The organism is Burkholderia sp. AU30280 (assembly GCF_020420125.1).
GTDB lineage: Bacteria > Pseudomonadota > Gammaproteobacteria > Burkholderiales > Burkholderiaceae > Burkholderia.
In genome coordinates this window covers 134,335-158,848 of the sequence record NZ_JAIZRY010000017.1, presented here as the reverse complement: position 1 = coordinate 158,848, position 24,514 = coordinate 134,335, and the positions used below count along the sequence as shown (strand labels likewise).

20 protein-coding genes and 1 pseudogene are annotated in these 24,514 nt (G+C 68.0%); 10 read left to right on the top strand and 11 right to left on the bottom strand.

Translation table 11 applies throughout. The annotated features are described in order from the left end of the window. Positions 1–7 precede the first annotated feature (7 nt). Positions 8–1,207, top strand: coding sequence for an acetyl-CoA C-acyltransferase (locus LGN17_RS31270; RefSeq protein ID WP_175956324.1), 1,200 nt, complete (start codon positions 8–10; stop codon positions 1,205–1,207). Between the two features lie 91 nt (positions 1,208–1,298). Beyond that, on the top strand, positions 1,299–2,066 hold the full coding sequence (locus tag LGN17_RS31265; protein WP_226200858.1) for an enoyl-CoA hydratase: 768 nt from the start codon (positions 1,299–1,301) through the stop codon (positions 2,064–2,066). Positions 2,067–2,117: 51 nt separating this feature from the next. Here LGN17_RS31265 and fdhD read toward each other — a convergent pair whose 3' ends face one another. Then, positions 2,118–2,960: a formate dehydrogenase accessory sulfurtransferase FdhD gene (fdhD, locus tag LGN17_RS31260; RefSeq protein ID WP_413227061.1), complete on the bottom strand. Its 843-nt coding sequence runs from the start codon at positions 2,958–2,960 to the stop codon at positions 2,118–2,120. Positions 2,961–3,075: 115 nt separating this feature from the next. On the opposite strand from fdhD, the gene LGN17_RS31255 reads away from it, so the two are divergent. Next, positions 3,076–3,558, top strand: a complete 483-nt coding sequence (locus tag LGN17_RS31255; protein WP_047898989.1) for a nitrate reductase associated protein — start codon at positions 3,076–3,078, stop codon at positions 3,556–3,558. A gap of 46 nt (positions 3,559–3,604) precedes the next feature. Here LGN17_RS31255 and LGN17_RS31250 read toward each other — a convergent pair whose 3' ends face one another. Beyond that, complete coding sequence (locus LGN17_RS31250; RefSeq protein ID WP_226200856.1) at positions 3,605–4,000, bottom strand: acyl-CoA thioesterase; 396 nt, start codon at positions 3,998–4,000, stop codon at positions 3,605–3,607. A 175-nt stretch (positions 4,001–4,175) separates the two neighbouring features. Here LGN17_RS31250 and LGN17_RS31245 point away from each other — a divergent pair, with 175 nt between their 5' ends. Continuing rightward, entirely contained in the window at positions 4,176–6,044 is a 1,869-nt protein-coding gene (locus LGN17_RS31245) for an ABCB family ABC transporter ATP-binding protein/permease (RefSeq protein WP_226200855.1), read from the top strand. A gap of 187 nt (positions 6,045–6,231) precedes the next feature. Here LGN17_RS31245 and murU read toward each other — a convergent pair whose 3' ends face one another. Next, a complete protein-coding gene (gene murU / locus LGN17_RS31240; RefSeq protein ID WP_226200854.1) occupies positions 6,232–6,951 on the bottom strand; it encodes an N-acetylmuramate alpha-1-phosphate uridylyltransferase MurU in 720 nt (239 codons plus the stop codon). 31 nt (positions 6,952–6,982) lie between these two features. Next, positions 6,983–8,032: an aminoglycoside phosphotransferase family protein gene (locus LGN17_RS31235; RefSeq protein ID WP_226200853.1), complete on the bottom strand. Its 1,050-nt coding sequence runs from the start codon at positions 8,030–8,032 to the stop codon at positions 6,983–6,985. A gap of 223 nt (positions 8,033–8,255) precedes the next feature. Between LGN17_RS31235 and LGN17_RS31230 the strand changes: the two genes are divergently transcribed. Genes LGN17_RS31230 through rsmA form a run of 4 tightly spaced genes read left to right on the top strand, consistent with a single transcriptional unit; the run spans position 8,256 to position 13,904 of the window. Further along, positions 8,256–10,616, top strand: a complete 2,361-nt coding sequence (locus tag LGN17_RS31230; RefSeq protein ID WP_226200852.1) for an LPS-assembly protein LptD — start codon at positions 8,256–8,258, stop codon at positions 10,614–10,616. Positions 10,617–10,667: 51 nt separating this feature from the next. Beyond that, positions 10,668–12,026 (top strand): peptidylprolyl isomerase, encoded by a 1,359-nt coding sequence (locus LGN17_RS31225; protein WP_226200851.1) that lies wholly within the window; start codon positions 10,668–10,670, stop codon positions 12,024–12,026. An 11-nt stretch (positions 12,027–12,037) separates the two neighbouring features. Next, positions 12,038–13,027: a 4-hydroxythreonine-4-phosphate dehydrogenase PdxA gene (gene pdxA, locus LGN17_RS31220; RefSeq protein ID WP_226200850.1), complete on the top strand. Its 990-nt coding sequence runs from the start codon at positions 12,038–12,040 to the stop codon at positions 13,025–13,027. A gap of 49 nt (positions 13,028–13,076) precedes the next feature. After that, entirely contained in the window at positions 13,077–13,904 is an 828-nt protein-coding gene (rsmA, locus tag LGN17_RS31215) for a 16S rRNA (adenine(1518)-N(6)/adenine(1519)-N(6))-dimethyltransferase RsmA (protein ID WP_226200849.1), read from the top strand. A gap of 96 nt (positions 13,905–14,000) precedes the next feature. Here the strand turns inward: rsmA and LGN17_RS31210 are convergent. Further along, a pseudogene (locus LGN17_RS31210) lies at positions 14,001–14,378 on the bottom strand (EamA family transporter); the annotation flags it as partial. 411 nt (positions 14,379–14,789) lie between these two features. Here LGN17_RS31210 and gloA point away from each other — a divergent pair. Then, complete coding sequence (gene gloA, locus LGN17_RS31205; RefSeq protein ID WP_043190639.1) at positions 14,790–15,179, top strand: lactoylglutathione lyase; 390 nt, start codon at positions 14,790–14,792, stop codon at positions 15,177–15,179. 108 nt (positions 15,180–15,287) lie between these two features. Here the strand turns inward: gloA and LGN17_RS31200 are convergent, their stop codons facing one another. From LGN17_RS31200 to glyQ, 5 genes are read right to left on the bottom strand one after another with little or no spacing between them, the layout of a single operon-like run. After that, a complete protein-coding gene (locus LGN17_RS31200; RefSeq protein WP_175956352.1) occupies positions 15,288–16,175 on the bottom strand; it encodes a M48 family metallopeptidase in 888 nt (295 codons plus the stop codon). A 46-nt stretch (positions 16,176–16,221) separates the two neighbouring features. Continuing rightward, complete coding sequence (locus tag LGN17_RS31195; protein WP_175956354.1) at positions 16,222–16,986, bottom strand: lysophospholipid acyltransferase family protein; 765 nt, start codon at positions 16,984–16,986, stop codon at positions 16,222–16,224. A 43-nt stretch (positions 16,987–17,029) separates the two neighbouring features. After that, positions 17,030–17,593: a D-glycero-beta-D-manno-heptose 1,7-bisphosphate 7-phosphatase gene (gene gmhB, locus LGN17_RS31190; RefSeq protein WP_175956355.1), complete on the bottom strand. Its 564-nt coding sequence runs from the start codon at positions 17,591–17,593 to the stop codon at positions 17,030–17,032. Positions 17,594–17,603: 10 nt separating this feature from the next. Continuing rightward, positions 17,604–19,703 carry a glycine--tRNA ligase subunit beta gene (gene glyS / locus LGN17_RS31185; RefSeq protein ID WP_226200848.1) on the bottom strand — a complete coding sequence of 700 codons (2,100 nt, stop codon included), beginning with the start codon at positions 19,701–19,703 and terminating at the stop codon, positions 17,604–17,606. 22 nt (positions 19,704–19,725) lie between these two features. After that, entirely contained in the window at positions 19,726–20,730 is a 1,005-nt protein-coding gene (gene glyQ / locus LGN17_RS31180; protein ID WP_226200847.1) for a glycine--tRNA ligase subunit alpha, read from the bottom strand. 321 nt (positions 20,731–21,051) lie between these two features. On the opposite strand from glyQ, the gene LGN17_RS31175 reads away from it, so the two are divergent. Further along, the gene (locus LGN17_RS31175; RefSeq protein WP_226200846.1) at positions 21,052–22,707 is read left to right on the top strand and encodes a hypothetical protein; all 1,656 of its coding nucleotides are present in this window, start codon (positions 21,052–21,054) and stop codon (positions 22,705–22,707) included. Between the two features lie 88 nt (positions 22,708–22,795). On the opposite strand, the gene lnt is transcribed toward LGN17_RS31175, so the two are convergent. Continuing rightward, entirely contained in the window at positions 22,796–24,484 is a 1,689-nt protein-coding gene (gene lnt / locus LGN17_RS31170; protein ID WP_226200845.1) for an apolipoprotein N-acyltransferase, read from the bottom strand. Between the last annotated feature and the right edge of the window lie 30 nt (positions 24,485–24,514).

The window sequence follows — 24,514 nt, the reverse complement described above, 5'->3', positions numbered from 1 at the left end:
GTCTCAAATGAGCAAACAATTGCAAGACGCATACATCGTCGCCGCCAGCCGCACGCCGATCGGCAAGGCCCCGCGCGGTGTCTTCAAGAACACGCGCCCGGACGAGCTGCTGGTCCATGCGATCAAGTCGGCGGTTGCGCAGGTGCCCGGCTTCGACACGAAGCTGATCGAAGACGCGATCATCGGCTGCGCGATTCCGGAAGCCGAGCAGGGCCTGAACGTCGCGCGGATGGGCGCGCTGCTCGCGGGCCTGCCGCAGACGGTCGGCGGCGTGACGGTCAACCGCTTCTGCGCGTCGGGCATCACGGCGCTGGCGATGGCGGCCGACCGCATCCGCGTCGGCGAATCGGACGCGATCTTCGCGGGCGGCTGCGAATCGATGAGCATGGTGCCGATGATGGGCAACAAGCCGTCGATGTCGCCGCACATCTTCGATCGCAACGAAGACTTCGGCATTGCGTACGGGATGGGCCTGACGGCCGAGCGCGTCGCCGAGCAGTGGAAGGTGAGCCGCGAAGACCAGGACGCGTTCTCGGTCGAGTCGCACCGCAAGGCGCTTGCCGCACAGCAGGCCGGCGAGTTCGACGACGAGATCGCCGCGTACACGATCACCGAGCGTTTCCCGAACCTGGCGACGGGCGAGGTCGACGTGAAGACGCGCGAGATCAAGCTCGACGAAGGTCCGCGTGCGGATACGTCGATCGAAGGCCTTGCGAAGCTGCGCACGGTGTTCGCGAACAAGGGCTCGGTCACGGCCGGCAACAGTTCGCAGACGTCGGACGGCGCGGGTGCGCTGCTCGTCGTGTCGGAGAAGGTGCTCAAGGAATTCAACCTGACGCCGCTCGCGCGCTTCGTGAGCTTCGCGGTGCGTGGTGTGCCGCCGGAAATCATGGGCATCGGTCCGAAGGAAGCGATTCCGGCCGCGCTGAAGGCTGCCGGCCTGAAGCAGGACGATCTCGACTGGATCGAGCTGAACGAAGCGTTCGCCGCGCAATCGCTGGCGGTGATGCGCGATCTCGGCCTCGACCCGTCGAAGGTCAACCCGATGGGCGGTGCGATCGCACTCGGCCACCCGCTCGGCGCGACCGGCGCGATCCGGGCGGCGACCGTCGTGCACGGCCTGCGTCGCCGTAATCTGAAGTACGGGATGGTCACGATGTGCGTCGGCACCGGCATGGGCGCCGCGGGCATCATCGAACGCCTGTAAGCGGGGCGGGACAAGAGCGACGACGGTGCGCGGGCCACGAGCTCGCGCACCGTTTTTTTATTCCGATAGAGGAAAGTCAAAGGAGACGGTTGTGGCCGAAATTCAAGTGGAACGCGCCGATGGCGTGATGACGATCACGATCGCGCGCCCGGCGAAGAAGAACGCGCTGACGGCGGCGATGTACCAGGCGATGGCCGACGCTCTCGCCGAAGCCCAGGAAGACAAGGCGATTCGCGTGATCCTGCTGCGCGGCGGTGACGGCAATTTCACCGCGGGGAACGATCTCGAGGATTTCCTGAAGTCGCCGCCGAAGGACGACACCGCTCCGGTGTTCCAGTTTCTTGCGCGGATCAGCAGCGCGAGCAAGCCGATCGTGGCCGCGGTGCCGGGTCTGGCGATCGGCGTCGGCGTGACGATGCTGCTGCATTGCGATCTCGTGTACGCGGCCGACACCGCGTCGTTCTCACTGCCGTTCACGCAGCTCGGGCTGTGCCCGGAAGCCGCGTCGAGCGTGCTGCTGCCGCGTCTGGCCGGCCATCAGGTAGCGGCCGAGAAGCTGCTGCTCGGCGAGGCGTTCGATGCGCTGGAGGCGCACCGGATCGGCATCGTCAATCGCGTGCTGCCGGCGGCCGAGCTCGACGCTTTCGCGGCGAAGCAGGCGGCGAAGCTCGCGGCGCTGCCGGCGGCATCGCTGCGTGTGACGAAGGCGCTGCTGAAGGATACGGGCGGTGTGGCGACGCACGCGCGGATGGCCGAAGAGGCGGCCCACTTCTCGGCGATGCTGCGCGCGCCGGAAGCGCGCGAGGCGATGACGGCGTTCTTCGAGAAGCGCAAGCCGGATTTCCGTCAGTTCGACTGACGGAGCGGGTTGCGCCGGCGGCGTATCGTCGGCGCGATTTCGCGCTCGCGATCAGGCCGTGCCGTAGTCGACGTGCCCGGTTTCGCGGCAGAAACTGACGAGCCGCAAGCCGGCCGCTTTCGCGATTTCGATCGCGAGCGACGATGGTGCGGAGATCGTCGCCACCATCGGGATGCCGACCCGTGCGGCCTTGCGCACGAGCTCGTAGCTCGCGCGGCTCGACAGGAACACGAAGCCGTCGGTCGCGTCGGCGCGCGACAGCACGAGCGAGCCGATCAGCTTGTCGAGTGCGTTGTGGCGGCCGACGTCCTCGAACGCGATCCGGATCGCGCCTGTTGCGTCGCACCACGCGGCCGCATGCAGGCCGCCCGTGAGCTGCGTGAGCGCCTGGTGGGCCGGCAGCCCGTGCGCCGCGCGCGCCAGCGCGTCGGGCGCGAGGCGCGCGAGAAAGCCCGTATCGGGCACACGTTCGGGCGCGAGGTCGAGCAGGTCGATGCTTTCGATCCCGCACACGCCGCAGCCGGTGCGCCCGGCGAGCGCGCGGCGCCGGTCCTTCAGCGCGGCGAATGCCTGCTGGACGACCTCCAGGTGGACTTCCGCATGCGGCAGCGGCGCGTCGGCGTGCAGGATCACCTCGATGTCCTTGATGTCGCTGCCGCGCGCGACGATCCCTTCCGAGATCGCGAAACCGACCGCGAACGCTTCGAGGTCGCACGGCGTACACATCATCACCGCATGCGAGATGCCGTTGAAGACGAGCGCGACGGGCCATTCCTGGCCTACGTAGTCGTGTGCGGTCTCGACGGCGCCGCCGCGCGTGCGGCGCACGGTCAGTTCGATCGCGCCGCGCGGTTCGTCGCGCATGTCACCGGATTCGGTCGGATTCACGAGCACTCCCGTTGATTCGGCGCGAGGCCGGCGGCAATCGTATCCGCCGCCCGCGCGCAGAGGTTCTAAAATACCTCAGGCAAGCCGGCCGCGCCGGCATCCGCCACGTCAGGTAACGACCATGGGACTCAGCGACGCTCCGTTGCTATTCAACTTCGAACACGATTCGTCGGAAAACTTCACGTACATCCCGATGATCGTGCGTTTCAACCTCGACCGCTTCGGTCTGCGGATTTCGCTCGAGCAGTGGCAGCTGCTGCCGCTCGAGGACCGCAAGCTGCTCGCGCGCTTTCCGGCCGACGACGACACCGCGATCGAGCCCAACTTCGATCACGCGCTGTTCGAGATGCTGCGCACGCATGCCGATCTGGAACCGTCGTGGTTCCAGCCGGACGAGCAGCCGACCTGGCGTGCCACCGATACGGTGCCGGAGTCGCTCGTGCAGCAGAGCGCGCTGGCCGGGCTGTCGGCGCCCGCGCTCGCGCAGTGGCAGCGGCTCGCGCCGTTCCAGCGCTACGTGCTGGTGAAGCTGTCGCGCAAGCCGAAGCTGAACCACGATTTCCTGCCCGCGATGCGGGAGTTCGGGCTGACGGCCACGCACTGAGGTAGCCGCGGGCAGGCGGAGGGCGCCGTCGCGCGGTGCTCGCCCGTCAGAGCGGCGGCAGTTGCCGCGGCTTGCGGTCGGTGCCGGTGGCGACGTAGGTGAGCGTCGCTTCGGTGACTTTCACGACTTCACCCATCAGGCGCATGCGCTGTGCGTACACCTCGACGTCGACCGTGATCGACGTGTTGCCGGTGCGCGTGATGGTCGCATAGAAGCTCAGCAGATCGCCGACGAACACCGGCTGCTTGAACACGAACGAGTTGACCGCGACCGTCGCGACGCGACCGTTCGCGCGCTGGCTCGCGGGGATCGAGCCGGCGATGTCGACCTGCGACATGATCCAGCCGCCGAACACGTCGCCGTGGACGTTCGCGTCGTGCGGTTGCGGGACGACGCGCAGCGCGGGCTGCTTTGCCGGAAGTTCGAGGGTCGAATCGGTCATGGCGGGGGCTTTCATCCTGTAATGAATTTGCCGCCGCGCGCAGCCCGGCCGGCGAGGGCGCCGGCAGCGGCGCGAAGCGGCTTCTGCGACAATACAACGTTCGCAAATTGTACGAGAAAGTGAGCGAGCCGGCCGCCGTTGCACGCGTCCGGCACCGCCGCCGATCCTTCCCCCCATGCGCCGATTTCCTGCTTCCGGTGAGCCCGCGCCGGCTTCAACCGGGCCCCGCAACGACTGGCAGACCATCCGGTCGCTGCTGCCGTACCTGGCCACCTACAAATGGCGCGTCGCGCTCGCGCTCGGCTGCCTGATCGGCGCGAAGGTCGCTAACCTCGGCGTGCCGGTCGTGATGAAGCGCATCGTCGACCACCTGTCCTACGTACAGCAGATCACCGCGATCGGCCGCGCCGAACAGTCGGCCGGCATCGTGCTCGCGGGCGGCGTGGGGCTGCTGGTCGTCGCGTATGCGCTCGTGCGGTTGTCCACGTCGCTGTTTACCGAGCTGCGCGAGATCTTGTTCTCGAAGGTCACCGAGAGCGCGGTGCGCCAGCTCGCACTGCAGGTGTTCCGGCACCTGCACGGACTGTCGCTGCGGTTTCACCTGGAGCGCCAGACGGGCGGCATGTCGCGCGACATCGAGCGCGGCACGCGCGGCATCCAGCAACTGATTTCGTATTCGCTGTACAGCATCCTGCCGACGCTCGTCGAGGTCGGGCTCGTGCTCGGCTTCTTCGTGGTCAAGTACGAGGCGTATTACGCGTACGTGACGTTCGCGGCGCTGGTCACCTACATCGTGTTCACGGTGAAGGTCACCAACTGGCGCACGCATTTCCGCCGCACGATGAACGAACTCGATTCGCGCGCGAATTCGCGGGCAATCGATTCGCTGATCAACTACGAGACGGTGAAGTACTTCGGCAACGAGGAGTGGGAAGCGCAGCGCTATGACGAGAACCTGAAGCGCTACCGCAAGGCCGCGATCCGCTCGCAGAACTCGCTGTCGGTGCTGAACTTCGGCCAGCAGGCGATCATCGGCACGGGGCTCGTGTTCATCCTGTGGCGCGCGACGCAGGGCGTGCTCGCGGGCAAGCTGACGCTCGGCGATCTGGTGCTGATCAACACGTTCATGCTGCAGCTGTACATTCCGCTGAACTTTCTCGGCGTCGTCTACCGCGAGCTGAAGCAGAGCCTCACCGACATGGACCGGATGTTCGGGCTACTGTCGGCCGCGAAGGAAGTCGCCGACCTGCCCGATGCGCGGCCGCTTGCGGTCGCCGGCGCGCAGGTGCGCTTCGAGCACGTGAATTTCGCGTACGAGCCGGCGCGGCAGATCCTGTACGACGTGTCGTTTACGATCGACGCGGGCACGACGACCGCGGTGGTCGGTCACAGCGGCTCCGGGAAGTCGACGCTGTCGCGGCTGTTGTTCCGCTTCTACGATCTCGACCGGCAGGCGGGCGGTGCGATCCGGATCGACGGGCAGGACATCCGCGACGTCACGCAGGACTCGCTGCGCGCATCGATCGGGATCGTGCCGCAGGACACCGTGCTGTTCAACGACTCGATCTACTACAACATCGCATACGGCCGGCCGACCGCGACCCGCGACGAGGTGATCGCGGCCGCGCGTGCCGCGCACATCCACGATTTCATCGAAAGCTTGCCGAAGGGTTATGACACGCCGGTCGGCGAGCGCGGGCTGAAGCTGTCGGGCGGCGAGAAGCAGCGCGTCGCGATCGCGCGCACGCTGCTGAAGGATCCGCCGGTGCTGCTGTTCGACGAAGCGACGTCGGCGCTCGATTCACGCTCGGAGCGTGCGATCCAGCACGAACTCGACCAGATCGCGCGGCATCGGACGACGCTCGTGATCGCGCACCGGCTGTCGACGGTCGTGCACGCGCAGCAGATTCTCGTGATGGACCAAGGGCGGATCGTCGAGCGCGGCACGCACGACGAACTCGTGCGCGCCGACGGGCTGTATGCGCAGATGTGGGCGCTGCAGCAGCGCGCGGCGGCGGGCGGGGAGGAAGCGGAAGCCGCGTGAGCGGGGGGGCTGCACGCGCCGGCCCGCAGCGGGAAGGCAGCGTGCTTGACGGGCGGGAGTCGCGCCGGGATGAGCGGTCGGCAGCTGGTCCTGTTGTTCAGCCAGGCCAACCCGGCCGGCTTGCCGGTCGGCTCAGCAGCGCGCCAACCGGCCATCCGATCGATCGGCCCGACGACCCGTCAGCCGGTCACTCCGCGGCGCGCAGCCGCGCATCCAGCTCGCCGAGCTGCGCGGGTGTGCCGACGTTCTCCCAGATGCCTTCGTACAGTTCGCCGCTCGCGCGGCCGGCCTCGATCGCCGCGCGGAAGTACGGCGTCAGTGCGCGTCGCGTGCCGGGCGCGAGATCGCGGAACATTCGCGTGTCGTACAGGCCGATGCTGCCGAACGTGACGCGCTCGCCACCGTCGAGCGACAGGCGCCCGTCGCCATCGAGCACGAAATCGCCGGACGGATGGAATGGCGGATTCGGCACCATCACGAGATGCATCGCGGGCGCGTCGAGCGCCGACATGCGCGCTGCAGGGGCGGCGAGCGTCCCGTAATCGAACTCGGCGAACACGTCGCCGGCCACCGCGACGAACACCGTCGACCGCCCGTCGCGCTCGAGCAGCGGCAGCGCCTTCGCGATGCCGCCGGCCGTTTCCAGTGCCTCGCCCTCGGCCGAATACGCGAGCCGCACGCCCCAGCGCGAACCGTCGCCGAGCGCAGCCTCGATCTGTTCGCCTAGCCACGCATGGTTGATCACGATCGTCTCGATGCCCGCGCGGGCGAGCGCTTCGATCTGCCACACGATCAGCGGCTTGCCGCCCGCTTCGAGCAGCGGCTTCGGGCGAGTGTCGGTGAGCGGGCGCATCCGTTCGCCGCGCCCGGCGGCGAAGATCATCGCCGTGGTCAGGGTGTTGCTCATGTTCGGCCGGGTTTCAGGAGAGTCGGAGCGATCAGAACGTATAGCCCACGTCGGCCGGTGCGTTGCCCTCGAACTCGTCGAGCAGCTTCGCGAACGGCACGAGCGGGCGGTAGCGCAGCGCGACCTTGCGCGCATACGCGATGAAGCGCGGCAGGTCGTTCAGGTAGTGCGGCTTGCCGTCACGGTAATTGATGCGCGCGAACAGGCCGAGCACCTTGATGTGGCGCTGCAGCCCCATCCATTCGAGCTGGCGGTAGAATTCGCCGAAATCGGGGTCGACCGGCAGGCCGGCCTTTTTCGCCTTTTCCCAGTAGTACGCGAAACAGTCGAGCTCGAACGCCTCGTCCCAGCTGATGAAGGCGTCGCGCAGCAGCGACACGACGTCGTACGTCAGCGGCCCGTAGACGGCGTCCTGGAAATCGAGGATGCCCGGGTTCGGCTCGCACACCATCAGGTTGCGCGGCATGAAATCGCGCAGCATGAAACCCTGCGGCTGCGCGTGCGCGCTGGCGACCAGCAGCGCGAAGGTGCGGTCGAGCGTGCCGCGCATCGCGTCGGTGACGGGCTTGCCGAGGTGGCGGCCGACGAACCATTCGGGCATCAGCTCCATCTCGCGGCGCAGGAATGACTCGTCGAACGGCGGCAGCACGTCGGGCTTCGACGTGAGCTGGAAGCGGATCAGTGCGTCGAGCGCCGCGCGCATCAGCGGTTTTGCGGCGGCCGGGTCGGCCGGATCGAGCACCGAGATGTACGACGTGCGGCCGAGATCGGTCACGAGCATGAAGCCCGCGTCGAAATCGTGGGCCAGCACGTCAGGCACATGGTTGCCGGCCGCGACGAGCAGTTGCGCGACCTGGACGAACTCGCGGCACTTTTCAGGCGGCGGCGCGTCGACGGCGATCAGCGTGCCGCCGGCGCTCGTGGCCGATGCGACGCGGAAATAGCGGCGGAAACTGGCGTCCGACGATGCGGGCGAGAGGGTCGACAGATCGAGCGCATAGCGTTCGGCGAGCGGGCGCAGCCACGCGGTGAGCGCTTCGAGGCGGGCGTCGGGCTGGGATGCGGCGGATGGGGGCGTCATGAAACTCGGAGGAGGGGGGAACGTCTTGCCATATAATACCCCACGACTTTTTTGACGCGCCCCGCGTCAGCTTCCGCCGTGCAGGCCCGCTGCCTGCCGCGCCGTCCGCCCGATCGCCTCCCCGGTTTGCGCTCAGCCGCAGTCGCGGTGCGACGGTGCGGCCCGCCACGCGCGAATGTGCCGCGACGGTGCGGCTGACAAGGGGCGATTCGCCAAACGATAGATGCCGCCCAAACCGCTATTCCCGAATGTTTTCCCCGGTGACGGGGCGCCGCGCAAACGGCGGCTCGCGCTCGCGCTCCTGGCCGTGCCAGGCCTCGTGCCGGCCGTGTCGTACGCGCAGCTGTCGGGCGCGGCCGCGCAGCCGCAGCCGCTCGACTCGCCGTGGGATCTGCGTCTCGCGCCCCAGCTCGAGGATCATCCGCTGAAGGACGGCTCGAAGCCGGCCGCCTTCGTGATCGCCGACCACACGAGCGGCACGGCCGAGCAGGATCTCGCCGCGAAGGGTTCGGCCGAGCTGCGGCGCGGTGACGCCGTCGTGAAGGCCGACGCGATCCACTACGATCAGGATACCGACATGGCCGATGCGTACGGCCAGGTCAAGGTGATCAATGGCGGCACGTCGTTCGCGGGCCCCGAGGCGCATCTGAAGATCGAGGCGAACCAGGGCTTCATGACGGCGCCGAAGTACCACTTCAACATGACGGGCGGGTCGGGCAGCGCGGAGCGCGTCGACATGGTCGACAGCGAGCGCTCGGTGTTCGTCAACGGCACGTACACCGCGTGCCAGTGCTCGACGAACCCCGCGTGGTACATCAAGGGCAGCCGCTTCGACTTCGATACGGGCGCCGACGAAGGCACCGCGCGCAACGGCGTGCTGTTCTTCCAGGGCGTGCCGATCTTCGCGAGCCCGTGGATGACGTTCCCGCTGTCGGGCGAGCGGCGCAGCGGCCTGCTGCCGCCGACGTTCTCGATGAACTCGAGCAACGGCTTCGAGCTGACGCTGCCGTACTATTTCAATATCGCGCCGAACCGCGACCTGACGCTCACGCCGCGCATCATCTCGCGGCGCGGCGTGATGGCCGAAGCGACGTTCCGCTACCTGTCGCCGTCGTATTCGGGCACGTTTACGGCCAATTACCTGCCGGATGACCGGCTCGCGCACCGCAACCGCTACGCGATCTACTGGCAGCACCAGCAGAACTTCGGCGGCGGCTTCGGCGGCTACGTCTACTACAACAAGGTTTCGGACAACACCTATCCCGAAGATCTCGGTTCGGCGAACCAGTTCATCAACGGGACGCAGACGCTGTACCAGCAGGAAGCCGGCCTGACGTACAACAACGGCCCGTGGTCGGTGCTCGCGCGCTACCAGCACTGGCAGACGCTGCCGCCGTCGATCGCGCCGTACAGCCGCGAGCCGCAGTTGAACGTGAAGTACACGAAGTACAACGTCGGCGGCTTCGACTTCGGCGCGGAAGCCGACTATTCACGGTTCCGCATCACGACCGCCGATGCGACCCAGGGTGACCGGATCGTCTTCAATCCGTACATCGCGTACGGCGTGTACGGCCCCGGCTACTTCGTCGTGCCGAAGGTCCAGTACCACTTCGCGTCGTACGACCTGAACTACCTGTCGTCGACCACGCCGAACAACCCGAAGCGCTTCACCGAGTCGATCCCGACCGTGAGCTTCGATTCGGGGCTGATCTTCGACCGCTCGGTGCGCCTGTTCGGCCAGGACTTCATCCAGACCCTCGAGCCGCGCCTGTACTACGTGTACACGCCGTATCGCAACCAGTCGAACGCACCGCTGTTCGATACCGCGGAATCGGACTTCGGCCTCGCGGAGATCTATCAGCCGAACACGTTCGTCGGCAACGACCGGATCGCCGATGCGAACCGGATCACGGCCGGCCTCACGTCGCGCTTCATCGATCCGCGCACCGGCGACGAGCGTGCGCGCTTCGTGATCGCGCAGCAGTATTACTTCGCCGATCAGCGTGTCACGCTGAATTCCGGGCAGAGTGCCGTACTGGCGCGCCACTCGGACCTGATCGTCGGCGCCGCGCTGAAGCTCGGCTCGGGCTTCATGTCGGAGACGGCGTTCCAGTACAACCAGAACAACAACCAGCTCGTGAAGTCGAGCGTCGGTTTCGGCTACAGCCCGGGCGAGCGCCGCGTGATCAACGTCGGCTACCGCTATACGCGCTCGAACACCACGCTCGACAACCAGCCGATCAACCAGTTCCTGGTGTCCGCGCAATGGCCGCTCACGCGCCGCCTGTATGCGATCGGCCGCTTCAACTACGACCTCGCCGGCGATCGCGTGGTCGACGGTCTGGTCGGCTTACAATACGACGCGGACTGCTGGGCGCTCGGGGTCGGGGTGCAACGGGCGGCGAACGGCATCAATTCGTCGGGACAGCAGAACTCGTCGACGCGAGTCATGATGCAGCTGACGCTCAAGGGCCTGTCGACCATCGACAACGGCCTCGTGTCCGCATTCCGCGCCGGGGTGGCGGGCTACACGCCGCTGCCGCCGCCGCCGCCGCCGATGTCCCGCTTCAGCAACTACGAGTAACGCCGGCTTGTCTGCACCGGTCAGCACGATTTCAATGGAGTTCCAGTGGCAATGAAGAAAACCCTTCGTTTCGCGGCAGTCGTGTCCAGCCTCGCTGCGGCCTCCGCGCTGCTCGCCGCCGCGCCGGCCGCGGCGCAGGCGCTCGGTTCGCAAGGTGCGCAGCTCGCCGACGAAGTCGTCGCGGTCGTCAACAACGACGTGATCACGGGCCGCGAACTCGACCAGCGTGCCGGCCTGATCGCGCGCCGGCTGCAGCAGCAGAACGCACCCGTGCCGCCGACCGACCAGTTGCGCGCGCAGGTGCTGAACCAGATGGTGCTAGAGCGCATCCAGGTGCAGAAGGCCAAGGACGACGGGATCCGCATCGACGACGCGACCGTGCAGTCCACGCTGCAGCGTCTCGCGCAGGCGAACGGCATGACGCTCGAGCAGTACCGTGCGCGTCTCGAGGCGCAAGGCGTGCCCTGGAGCATCTTCACGAGCGACGCGCGCACCGAACTGATGCTGTCGAAGCTGCGCGAGCGCGAGGTCGACGGCAAGATCACCGTGTCGGACGCCGAGGTCGCGAACTACATCGCGAGCCAGCGCGGGCCGAACGCGTCGCAGCAGCAGGACCTGCGCTTCCAGCACATCTTCATCAAGGCGCCGACCAACGCGCCGCAGGCCGACATCGAAGCCGCGCAGAAGAAGGCTGACGCGTTGCTGCAGCAGGCGAAGTCGGGCGCCGATTTCGAGAAGCTCGCGAAGAACAATTCGGAAGCGAACGACGCGAAGAAGGGGGGTGACCTCGGCTTCAAGGCACCGAGCGCACTGCCGGCCGACGTCGTCGAGGCCGCGTCGAAGCTGCGCCCGGGCGAGGTCAACCCGACGCTGATCCGCGTGCCGGACGGCTTCGAGATCGTGCGTCTCGTCGATCGCCGCCAGAGCCAGGGCGCGACTGCCGCCGCACCGAAGATCGTCCAGACACACGTGCGCCACATCCTGCTGCGTGTGGGCGAAGGCAAGTCGGAAGGCCAGGCGCGCCAGCAACTGGTCGACATCCGCAACCAGGTCGAGGCCGGCGGCGATTTCGCGAAGTTCGCGCGCACCTACTCGCAGGACGGTTCGGCGTCGCAAGGCGGCGATCTCGGCTGGATCAGCCCGGGCGAGACCGTGCCGGAGTTCGAGCGCGCGATGAACAACCTGCAGGACGGCCAGATCAGCCAGCCGATCCGTACCGAGTACGGCTATCACCTGATCCAGGTGCTGAGCCGGCGCGAAGCGGAAGGTTCGGTGCAGCAGCAGATGGATATCGCGCGCCAGGCGATCGGCCAGCGCAAGGCCGAGCAGGCGTATGCCGACTGGCTGCGCGAGCTGCGCGATTCGTCGTACGTGCAGTACAAGATCGGCGGCGTCGGCCCGGCGAACTGAGCGAGCTTCGGATGACCACGCCCGCGCTGCAGATCGCGATCACGACCGGCGAACCCGCGGGGGTCGGCCCGGAGCTGACCGTGCAGGCGCTGCGTGACGCTGCGCAGCGCTGGCCCGATGCGCATTTCACCGTGCTCGGCGATGCGGCGCTGCTCGACGCGCGCGCGGCGGCCGTTGGCGCCGAGCTGGCCACGCTGGCCGGCGGCGGGCCGGTGTCGGTCGCACATCACGCGCTCGCCGTGCCCGTGCAGGCGGGCAAGCTGGACGCAGCGAACGGCCCGTATGTGCTCGGGCTGCTCGACGCGGCGATCGACGGCGCGCTGGCAGGCCGGTACGACGCGATCGTCACCGCGCCGCTGCAGAAGAGCACTATCAACGATGCAGGCGTGCCGTTCACCGGCCATACCGAATACCTGGCCGAGCGCACGCATACGCCGCGTGTCGTGATGATGCTGGCCGGTACCGGCCACAAGCCGCTGCGAGTCGCGCTCGCGACCACGCACCTGCCGCTGAAGGACGTGTCGGCCGCACTCACGATCGACGGGCTCGTCGAGACGCTTGCGATCATCGATCGCGACCTGCGGCGCGACTTCGGCCTGGCCGCGCCGCGCATCCTCGTGACGGGCCTGAACCCGCACGCGGGCGAGAACGGTTATCTCGGCCGCGAGGAGATCGACGTGATCTCGCCGGCGCTGGCCCGCGCGAACGCGCTGGGCATCGACGCACGTGGCCCGTACCCGGCCGATACGCTGTTCCAGCCGCGCCATCTTGCCGACGCCGATTGCGTGCTCGCGATGTTCCATGATCAGGGCCTGCCCGTGCTGAAGTATGCGACGTTCGGCGAGGGCATCAACGTGACGCTCGGGCTGCCGATCATCCGGACGTCGGTCGATCACGGCACGGCACTCGATCTGGCCGGCACGGGCCGCGCGGATCCGGGCAGCATGATCGCCGCGCTCGACACGGCCGTCACGATGGCGCGCCATCGCCGCACGGCCTGACGCGGCCCGGCTTCCCCTCTTTCGTCGTTTTTTTCGTTTTACTCAGTCGATGTCGAACAGCAGACAGCACCAAGGCCATTTCGCGCGCAAGCGCTTCGGGCAGAACTTCCTCGTCGATCACGGCGTGATCGACTCGATCGTCTCGACGATCGGCCCCGCGCGCGGCCAGCGCATGGTCGAGATCGGCCCTGGGCTCGGCGCGCTGACTGGGCCGCTGATCGAGCGGCTCGCGACGCCCGAGTCGCCGCTGCATGCGGTCGAGCTCGACCGCGACCTGATCGGGCGCCTGCAGCAACGCTTCGGCGCGCTGCTCGAGCTGCACGCGGGCGACGCGCTCGCGTTCGACTTCCGTTCGCTCGCGGCGCCCGGCGACAAGCCGTCGCTGCGGATCGTCGGTAACCTGCCGTACAACATTTCCAGCCCGCTGCTGTTTCACCTGATGACGTTCGCCGATGCGGTCATCGACCAGCATTTCATGCTGCAGAACGAAGTCGTCGAGCGGATGGTCGCGGAGCCGGGCACGAAGGCGTTTTCGCGTCTGTCGGTGATGCTGCAGTACCGCTACGTGATGGAGAAGATGCTCGACGTGCCGCCGGAATCGTTCCAGCCGCCGCCGAAGGTCGATTCGGCGATCGTCCGGATGATTCCGTACGAGCCGCACGAACTGCCGGACGTCGATCCCGTGCTGCTCGGCGAAATCGTCACTGCCGCGTTCTCGCAGCGCCGCAAGATGCTGCGCAATACGCTCGGCGACTATCGCGAGACGATCGATTTCGACGCGCTCGGTTTCGATCTTGCGCGTCGCGCGGAGGACGTGAGCGTGGCCGAATACGTCGGCGTCGCGCAGGCGCTCGCGGCGGTGCGCAAGGGCGGTTGAGGCCGGCCACGCGAGCTGGATCGGATGTGTGCCGAAGAGGCTGCCCCGCGGACAGCCTTTTTTATTGCGTGGATGCGCGCGTGTTGTGCACGGTCGTCATGTCCGCCGGCGTGGCGGCGCGTTGACGAGTGCGATGCCGGTCAGCACGAGCGTGGCAGCGGACATGAAGCGCCAGCCGACCGATTCGCCGAGCAGCAGCACGCCGAACGCGACGCCGAACAGCGGCGACAGGAACGTGAAGACGGACAACCGCGACGCACTGTAGCGCGTCAGCAGCCAGAACCACGACAGGTAGCTCACGAACGCGACGATCACCGACTGGTACGCGAGGCTTGCCACCGCAACCGGCGTGACGCGCGCGAACGACACCTGGCCGAACAGCGCGGCAAGCGCGACCAGCACGACCGCCGATACCGCGAGCTGGTAGAACAGCGTCTTGCTCGCGCTCGTGCGCGCGAGTGCCGTCGAGCGCACGGCGCACGGGGGCGGCGCGCGTGGTCATCGGCGAACCTCGCCGGTTCGGTATGGCGGTTGCAGGATCGGGAGCGCGGCGCATCCGGCGCGCTCGAATCGGCGGTTTCGCACGGCAGTGTGGCTGTAGCGGAGAGTGGTGGCCGAGTTCGGGCGGCGGGTCGCATGCCCGTTTGGGGTGCGAGGCGGAAGGATGTGACTCGATCGGTACGGTAGCCGGGTGAGCCGGATCGTGCCGGTTTCCGCCGTCGTACTCGCGCCGCCCGGCGCCGATCGGCGTATCGGACGCGCTCCGGGCAAGCGCCCCGGATGGCCGCCTCAGGCTAGGCGCTCCCGGCTACGGCACCCCCGGCGAAGTTCATCCGACTCTGGTAGAGTTCCCGCTTCTGGAAAGTCCCCACAGGAGTACAACACATGCGATTGCTGCATACGATGCTGCGAGTCGGCGATCTCGACCGCTCGATCAAGTTCTACACCGAATTGCTCGGCATGAAGGTGCTGCGCCGCGACGACTATCCGGAAGGCAAGTTCACGCTCGCGTTCGTCGGTTACGGCGATGAAAGCGATAACACGGTGATCGAACTGACCCACAACTGGGATACGCCGTCCTACGACCTCGGCACGGGTTTCGGTCACCTCGCACTGGAAGTCGACGACGCGTACGCGGCCTGCGACAAGATCAAGGCGCAAGGCGGCAAGGTCACGCGTGAAGCGGGCCCGATGAAGCACGGCACGACCGTGATCGCGTTCGTCGAGGATCCGGACGGCTACAAGATCGAGTTCATCCAGAAGAAGGCGCACTGAGCGCCGGATGAACCGGGCTGCGGCGCGCAATGTGCGCCGCAGCAGCAAAAAAGGGCGATGCGGGGTGACCCGCGTCGCCCTTTTTCGTTGGCGGCGAAGCCACGCGCGTCAAAGCGACGGCAGCAGCTCGGGAGGATGATGCTTGAGCGTGTGCCGCGCCTCGCGGAACTCGGGGAAGATCGATTCGACGGTCTGCCAGAAGGCCGGGCTGTGGTTCATCTCGCGCAGGTGCGACAGCTCGTGCGCGACGACGTAGTCGATGATCGACATCGGGAAATGGATCAGCCGCCAGTTCAGCCGGATCTTGCCGTCGCTCGAGCAACTGCCCCAGCGCGTCGCGGCCGACGACAGCGCGTACACCGAATACGTGACGCCGAGCTTCTCCGCGTAGACCGCGAGGCGTTCACCGAAGATCCGCTTGGCTTCGCCCTGCAGCCAGCCCTGCACGCGATCCTTGATCTGCTGCATGTCGGCCTGCACGGACAGCGGCAACGAGAGCCGCAGCGCATCGGCATCGAACGAGACGGCGCCCGCGCCGAGCGCGATCGTCACCGTCTTGCCGAGATACGGAAGCTGCGCGCCGTCGCGCCAGTCGATCTGCGGCAGCGCGCGCTGCTCGGTGCGCGTCTTCCACTCCGCGAGCTTCGCGAAGATCCAGCGCTGCTTCTCGGAAATCGCGGCTTCGATGTCGGCGAGCGTGACCCAGCGCGGCGCGGTGATCGACAGCCCGCTGCCGTCGATCGTGAAGCCGATCGTACGGCGCGCGGAGCGCTTCAGGCGGTATTCGAGCACGCGGCTGTCGAGTGCGAACGTGCGCACGCGCGAGCGGTCGGGTGCCGGGCCCGGATCGAGGGGCGCGGCGGGCGCCGCTTCGGGCGGCGCCGGCGGCGTAGCAGGCGCCGACGGTGCGGCGGCCGGCCCGTCGAAGAGCGGCAGGTCCATCTGGCGATGATCGAGGGCCACGACGGCAGGCCGTGGCCGCGGACGCTGTTTCATCAGTTCGCTTCTTTTTGTCGTACGCAACGGCTGCAACCTGGAGGCGTCAGACGCGCGCGGCATCGCGCGTGCCGGCATTGCCTGCCTGGCGATACGAATCCGGATCGATCCGGCGCATTTCCGCTTCGATCCATGCTTCGACCTGCGAGTTCAATGCATCGGGCGTCAGCCCCTCGCTGGGGATCGGCTTGCCGATCGACACGGTGACGACGCCCGGGAATTTCGTGAACGAGTTGCGCGGCCACACCCGACCTGCATTGTGCGCGATCGGCACGACGGGTGCGCCGGTTTCGATCGCGAAGCGCGCGCCGCCCGTCTTGTACTTGCCCTGCTTGCCGACCGGCGTGCGCGTGCCTTCCGGGAACATGATCATCCATGCGCCCTCCGACAGGCGCTTCTTGCCCTGGCGGATCACCGAAGCGAACGCGTTCTTGCCTTCCTTGCGGTTGATGTTGACCATGTGCAGCAGCCCGAGCGCCCAGCCGAAGAACGGCACGTACAGCAGTTCGCGCTTGAACACGTAGCAGAGCGGCTTCGGCATCAGCGCCGGAAACGCGAGCGTCTCCCACGCGGACTGGTGCTTCGACAGCAGCACGGCCGGGCCGTCGGGCAGGTTCTCGAACCCTTCGATCCGGTAGCGGATGCCGTTCAGCCAGCGCACGACCCACAGCGTCGACTTGCACCAGCCGGCCGCCATCCAGTAGCGCGCGTCGGGACGCATGAACGGAAAGGCGATGAAGCACGCGGTGGCGTACGGCACCGTGTACAGGATGAAGTAGATCAGCAGCAGCAGGGAGCGGACGAAGCGCATCGGCGTAAGTCTGGCGTTAGGGAGGATGCGCGCGGCGGCTGCATCACTCGTGTTCGTGTGAAAGGAAATCGAGCGCGAACGCGCGCAGGTCGTCGTGAACCTTCGTGCCGGGCGGCAGGTTGCCGGCGGCGAGCGTCTTCTTGCCCTTGCCGGTGAGCACGAGGTGCGGCTGGAAACCGACCGCGACGCCGGCCTGCAGGTCGCGCAGCGAATCGCCGACGGCCGGCGTGTGACCGGGATCGATCTCGAAGCGCTCGGCGATCATCTGCATCATGCCGGGTTTCGGCTTGCGGCAGTCGCAGTGATCCTCGGCCGTGTGCGGGCAGAAGAACACCGCGTCGATACGTGCGCCGACCGAGGCCGCCGCGCGATGCATCTTCAGATGCATCTCGTTGAGCGCGGCCATGTCGAACAGCCCGCGACCGATGCCGGACTGGTTGGTCGCGACGACCACGCGATAACCCGCGTGGTTGAGCCGGGCGATCGCCTCGAGGGCGCCGGGCAGCGCGATCCATTCGTCGGGCGTCTTGATGAACGCATCCGAATCGACGTTGATCACGCCGTCCCGGTCGAGGACGACGAGCTTTCGGTTGGGGCTGGTCGGCATCGTGAGGCCCTTATGCGGCGAGCTTCGAGATGTCGGCGACGCAGTTCATCTGCTGGTGCAGCGCGGACAGCAGTGCGAGACGGTTCGCGCGCAGTGCCGGATCTTCCGCGTTGACCATCACGTCGTTGAAGAACGTGTCGACCGGCACGCGCAGCGCGGCGAGCGCCGACAGCGCGCCCGTGTACGCACGCGCCTCGAGCTGCGACTGCACGTGCGGCGTCACGGCCGCGAGCTGTTCGTGCAGCGCCTTCTCGGCGGCTTCGACGAGCAGCGCCGGCTGCACCGCGCCGTTCGCGCCGCCTTCCGACTTCTTCAGGATGTTCGAGATCCGCTTGTTCGCGGCCGCGAGCGCTTCCGCTTCCACGAGATGCGTGAATTCGCGCACCGCGTCGAGGCGTGCGACGAGATCGTCGACGCGCGTCGGGTTCAGGCTCAGCACCGCGTCGATTTCACCGGCCGAATAGCCGCGCTCGCGCAGCAGGCCGCGCAGGCGGTCCATGAAGAACGCGAGGATCGCATCGGTCGATTCGGCCACGCCCGGCACGCCTTCGAAGCGTGCATGGGCCGTGCGCAGCAGCGATACGAGATCGAGCGGCAGCTGCTTCTCGAGCAGCAGGCGCAGCACGCCGAGCGCGTGGCGGCGCAGCGCGAACGGATCCTTCTCGCCGGTCGGCGCGAGGCCGATGCCCCAGATGCCGACGATCGTCTCGAGCTTGTCGGCGAGCGCGACGGCGGTCGAAACGGGCGTGGTCGGCAGCGCGTCGCCGGAGAAGCGCGGCTGGTAGTGCTCGGCGCACGCGAGCGCGACGTCGTCGGCTTCGCCGTCGTGGCGCGCGTAGTACGTGCCCATCGTGCCCTGCAGCTCCGGGAACTCGCCGACCATGTCGGTCAGCAGGTCGGCCTTCGCGAGGCGCGCGGCGCGCTTCGCGTGCGTGGCGTCGGCGCCGATCGCGGGCGCGATCTCGCCGGCCAGCGCCTCGAGGCGCTCGACGCGTGCGAGCGCCGAACCGAGCTTGTTGTGATACACGACGTTTGCGAGCTGCGGCACGCGGTCGGCGAGCGGCTTCTTCTTGTCCTGCTCGAAGAAGAACTTCGCATCGGCGAGGCGCGGGCGCACGACGCGCTCGTTGCCTTCGATGATCTCGCCCGGCGTCTTCGTCTCGATGTTCGACACGATCAGGAAGCGCGAGCGCAGCTTGCCGCCGACGTCGGTCAGCGCGAAGTACTTCTGGTTCGTCTGCATCGTGAGGATCAGGCATTCCTGCGGCACCTGCAGGAATTCGTCCTCGAAGCGGCAGGGATAGACGACCGGCCATTCGACCAGCGACGTCACTTCGTCGAGCAGCGACTCGGGCATCACGACGGTATCGCCGTTCGCGTGTTCGTTCAGCTGCGTGCGGATCGTTTCGCGGCGATCGGCGAAGTGCGCGACCACGCGGCCCTTGTCGCGCAGCGTGTCGGCATATGCGCGCGCATGCTGGATCGCGACCAGGCCGTCGGACAGGAAGCGGTGGCCGAGCGTCGTGTCGCCGGCGTCGACGCCGAACGCGGTGACGGGCACGATGCGATCGTCATGCAGCACCGTCAGGCGATGCACCGGGCGCACGAACTTCACGTCGGAGCCGTCCGGGCGCTGGTAGGTCATCACCTTCGGGATCGGCAGCTTCTCGAGCGTTTCGTCGAGCGCGGCCTGCAGGCCGTCGGCGAGCGTCGCGCCGGCTGCCGAATAGTTGATGAAGAACGCTTCGGCCTTGCCGTCCTGTGCGCGCTCGAGATCGGCGATCGACAGGTTCGGGTGGCCCAGCGCCGCGAGCTTCTTCGCGAGCGGGGCCGTCGGCTTGCCTTCGGCGTCGAGCGCGACCGACACGGGCAGGACCTTTTCGCGGACCTGCTTGTCAGGCGCGACGGCGCGCACGTTCTGCACGACGACGGCGAGGCGGCGCGGCGTGGCGTAGCGTTCGAACACGAGTTCGCCTTCGACGAGGTCGCGCGCCGCGAGGCGTTGCGCAAGACCTTCGGCGAATGCGTCGCCGAGGCGCGCGAGGGCCTTCGGCGGCAGCTCTTCGGTCAGCAGTTCGACGAGCAGGGGGGCGGGATGATTGTGCGTCATGTTTGGAATGAATCTCGTCTCGTCAGTCCTGATCGATCTTGCGTTCGACCTTGAGCGGCGGCGCCCACGCCGGCTGTGCGGCATCCTGGGCGTCGGTGGTGAGGCCCGGCACGCCCGGCGGGTTGCCGAGCATCGGGAAGCCGAGCTTCTCGCGCGAGTCGTAGTAAGCCTGGGCGACGAGACGCGACAGCGCGCGGATGCGGCCGATGTACGCCGCGCGCTCGGTGACCGAGATCGCGCCGCGCGCATCGAGCAGGTTGAACGTGTGGCCGGCCTTCAGCACGAGCTCGTACGCGGGCAGCGCGAGCTGGGCGTCGATCATCTTCTTCGCTTCCGCCTCGTAGCTGTTGAAGAACGTGAACAGCAGGTCGACGTTCGCGTGCTCGAAGTTGTAGGTCGATTGTTCGACCTCGTTCTGGTGGTAGACGTCGCCGTACGACAGGCGGCGCAGCTCGGGGCCATTCGGGCCTTGCTCTTCCCATTCGGTCCACACGAGGTCGTATATGTTCTCGACCTTCTGCAGATACATCGCCAGGCGCTCGAGGCCGTACGTGATCTCGCCGAGCACCGGCTTGCAGTCGAGGCCGCCGACCTGCTGGAAATACGTGAACTGCGTGACTTCCATCCCGTTCAGCCACACTTCCCAGCCGAGGCCCCACGCGCCGAGCGTCGGGTTTTCCCAGTCGTCCTCGACGAAGCGCACGTCGTTCTGCTGCAGGTCGAAGCCGAGCGCCTCGAGCGAGCCGAGGTACAGGTCGAGGATGTTTTCCGGCGCCGGCTTGAGCACGACCTGGTACTGGTAGTAGTGCTGCAGCCGGTTCGGGTTCTCGCCGTAGCGGCCGTCCTTCGGGCGGCGCGACGGCTGCACGTATGCGGCGCGCCACGGCTCGGGGCCGACCGCGCGCAGGAACGTGTGGACGTGCGACGTGCCCGCGCCGACTTCCATGTCGATGGGCTGGAGCAGGGCGCAACCCTGCTTGTCCCAGTAGGACTGCAGCGTCAGGATGATTTGCTGAAACGTAAGCATGAAGAGCCTTCGTGGCGCTGGCGCTCCGTTGCGGGCGGCGCTCCGGGCAGGGCCCGGAGGGTCGGCTCGCGCGGCGGCGCGGCTTGTTAGTGTGCTGAAACGCGTAATTTTACCGGATCGGCGGGCGGATGCGGCCGGAACGCGGGCGGGCGCACCGCCGGCAGCGTTCCGGCGGCCTGCACGGGCGTGACCGGCGCGCGCCGGGCGGCCGCGCGCGGCCTGTCGAGACGGGCATGCCGCGCGGCTTCGCGCGGGCGTTAAGATGCGCGTATTGCGGTGCGCGCAACGCGCGCCGCGCCACCGCTAGCCGATCCCGACTGCATGGACGATTCGACCGACATCCTCATTCCGCTGCTTCCGCCGTTCCTCGCATTGCTCGGGCAGGCCGCCGACGCGCAGGCGCGCGGCGAGCACGCCGCGCGCGATCTGTGGCTCGCCGCCGCCGCACACCTGCATGCGGTCGACGCCGATGCGCTCGCGCAACTCACCGGCGCGCTCGTCGCGCGGCAGCGTACGGCCGATGCGATCGCGCTCGCCGAATGCGCGGCGCGCGTCCAGCCGGGCGCGACCGCGTACTTCAATCACGGCTACGCGCTGCAGATGGCGGGCCGGCACGCGGACGCCGTGGCGCCGTATCGCGCGGCGCTGGCGCTCGATGCCGACCGGCCGTCGCTGCGCAACAATCTCGCCATCGCGCTGCGGCTGTCGGGCAGTGACCGCGCGGAGGAGATCGCGCTGCTCGAAGCGGCCGTGCGCTTCGACCCACGCGACGTGCAGGCGTGGATCAACCTCGTCGTCGCGCGGATCGCGACGCACGACCTGGACGCCGCACTCGCGTGCGCGGCGCCGCTCGTCGAGCTTGCGCCCGACAACGCGCTCGCGATGAACAACGTCGCGCTGGCGATGAAGGAGGCGCAGCGCTGGGACGACGCCGAGCGCTACGCGGCGCGCGCGTGCGAGCTGGCGCCCGACGACGCGTCGTACCGTTTCAACCTGGCGATCATCCAGCTCGTGCGCGGCAACTTCGCGGCCGGCTGGCGCGGCCACGAGGCGCGCTGGGACGGCGCGGGCGAGTTGCGCGGCCGCCGGCCGGTGCTGCCTGGCCCGCGCTGGCAGGGCGAGCCGCTCGCCGGCAAGACGCTGCTCGTGTGGGGCGAGCAGGGGCTCGGCGACGTGCTGCAGTTCTGCCGCTTCGTCGCGCCGCTCGCCGAGCGCGTGCATCGCGAGGGCGGCCGGCTCATCTGGAATACGTTCCCGCTGGTGGGCACGCTGATGCAGCGCAGCCTCGGCGCGCATGCGGATGCGTTCAGCGTGGGCGGCGGCGTCGAATTGCTGCCCGCCTTCGACTACGAAGTGCCGCTGATCGGCCTGCCGCTGATGCTCGGCATGGAAGCGTCGACGCTCGCGTCGTCGGTGCCGTACCTGCGGGCCGATCCGTCCGCGCGCGACGCGTGGCGCGCGCGGCTCGCGGGCGAGCGCCGGCTGAAGGTCGGGCTCGTGTGGACGGGCAGCGCGGGGCACCAGCGCAATCCGTTCCGGCGCGTCGGGCTCGAGCGCTATGCCGACGCGTTCCGCGGAATCGACGGCGTCGCGTTCTATTCGTTGCAACCGGGTGCGCAGGCGGATGTCGCGGCGGCGCGCGCGGCCGGCTTCGCGATCGAGGATTTCACGGCGGAACTGACGAGCTTCGACGATACGGCCGCGTTCATCGGCGCGCTGGATCTCGTGATCACCGTATGCACGTCGGTCGCGCACCTGGCGGGTGCGCTCGGCGCGCGCACCTGGGTGCTGCTCGACGTGAATCCGCACTGGCCGTGGCTGCTCGAACGCAACGACAGCCCGTGGTATCCGACGGCGACGCTGTACCGGCAGCCTGTGTTCGGCGCGTGGGAGCCGGTGATGGAGGCCGTGGGCCGCGACCTGCGACGCCTGGCCGCGCAGCCGACTCAATCGGCGGAGTCGTCCCGGCAGGCCTGAGCGGCCGGCCGGTTCGCGGCCGGGGGCCGCCGCTGCATGCTGCATTGGGTGGCGGCCGCCACGCACTGCGCAGCGGCCGCTCGTTACGTCATTCCGGCTGGTCGTCGCCGTTCTTTTTGCCGTTGCGGCGGCGCAGCCCGGGGCCGAACGTGAAGCCGAACGCGAGCAGCACGAGCGACACCGCGAGTACGAGGTTGTTGCCGCTCGTCACGTAGGGCGTGAAGCCGCTCGTGCCTTCGATCCGCACGTCGAGCGAGCCGATCGTGAACGGCTTCAACTGGCCGAGCACGCGGCCGTGCGCATCGATCGCGGCCGTCATCCCCGTGTTGGTCGAGCGCAGCATCGGCCGGCCCGTCTCGAGCGAGCGCATCCGCGCGATCTGCAGGTGCTGGTCGAGCGCGATCGTGTCGCCGAACCACGCGAGGTTCGTCACGTTGACGAGCACGCCCGGCGGCTGCGGATTGTCGCGGATCGTCGCGGCGATCTCCTCGCCGAACAAGTCCTCGTAGCAGATGTCGGCCATCACGGGCTGGTTGTGTACGAGGAACGGCTTCTGCACGGGGGCGCCGCGCGCGAAGTCGCCGAGCGGCATCTTCATCAGGTCGACGAACCACCGGAAGCCCCACGGGATGAATTCGCCGAAGGGCACGAGATGGTGCTTGTCGTAGTGATAGATGTCGCGCGAGTTCGGCGTCACGCCGTACAGGCTGTTCGTATAGTCGACGTAGTGGCCGTCCTCGGTCACCGATGCGCCGACCGCGCCGAACAGCACGGCCGAGCCCGTCGTGTCGCTGAACTTGCGGATCGCGACGGCGAACGGCTCGGGCAGCTCCTGGATCATCACTGCGATCGCGGTTTCGGGTGTGACGATCAGGTCGGCCGGCTTCTCGACGATCATCTGCGTGTACATCTTGATCGCCGCGTCGATGCCCGCTTCCTCGAACTTGATGTCCTGCTTCACGTTGCCCTGCAGCAGCCGCACGGTGAGCGGCTTGTTGGCGGGCACGGTCCACGTGACCTGCGACAGGCCGAGACCGGCCGCGATCAGCGCGACCGCGATGCCGGCCGGCGCGGCGATGCGCATGCGGGCATTGCCGGCGCGGGGTTCGGCAAGCGGCAACGGCCGGGCGGCGGCGAGCGCCTGCACGACGAGCGCGGCGAACAGCGCCAGCACCCACGCGATCCCATACACGCCGGCGACCGGCGCGAAGCCCGCGAACGGGCCGTCGACCTGTGGATAGCCGCTGGCAAGCCACGGGAAGCCGGTGAACACGGTGCCGCGGAGCCATTCGCCGAGCGCCCAGGCACTCGCGAACGCGAATGCGCCGTGCCAGGTCGGCGAGAACGGCCGCGGGTCGGGCGTGCGGCGATGCCACGCATGGCCCGCGCAGAACGACCACAGCCCGGCGGAGAACGCCGGGTATAGCGACAGGTACAGCGAGAACAGCACGAGCGCGCCGCCCGCGAGCGGCGCGGCCATCTCACCGTACACGTGCATGCTGATGTAGAGCCACCAGATGCCGGTGATGAAGTTGCCGAAGCCGAACGCGCCACCGGTGAGCGCGGCGCCGCGCCAGCTTGCGGTGCGCGTGAGCTGCGCGAAAAACCAGACGAATACGACGAGTTGCAGCCAGCCGCCATGCGGCGTCGGTGCGAAGCTGAGCGTATTGGCGGCGCCGGCGAGCAGCGCGGCCGGGTAGTGCCAGCGCGGCAGCGCGCGGCCGGGTGCCGGCGCGAGCAGGCCGCCAGCCGGGCGGGACAGGATCGGATCGTCCATGTGAAGCGAAAGTGGGCGAGCGGTTGTGGA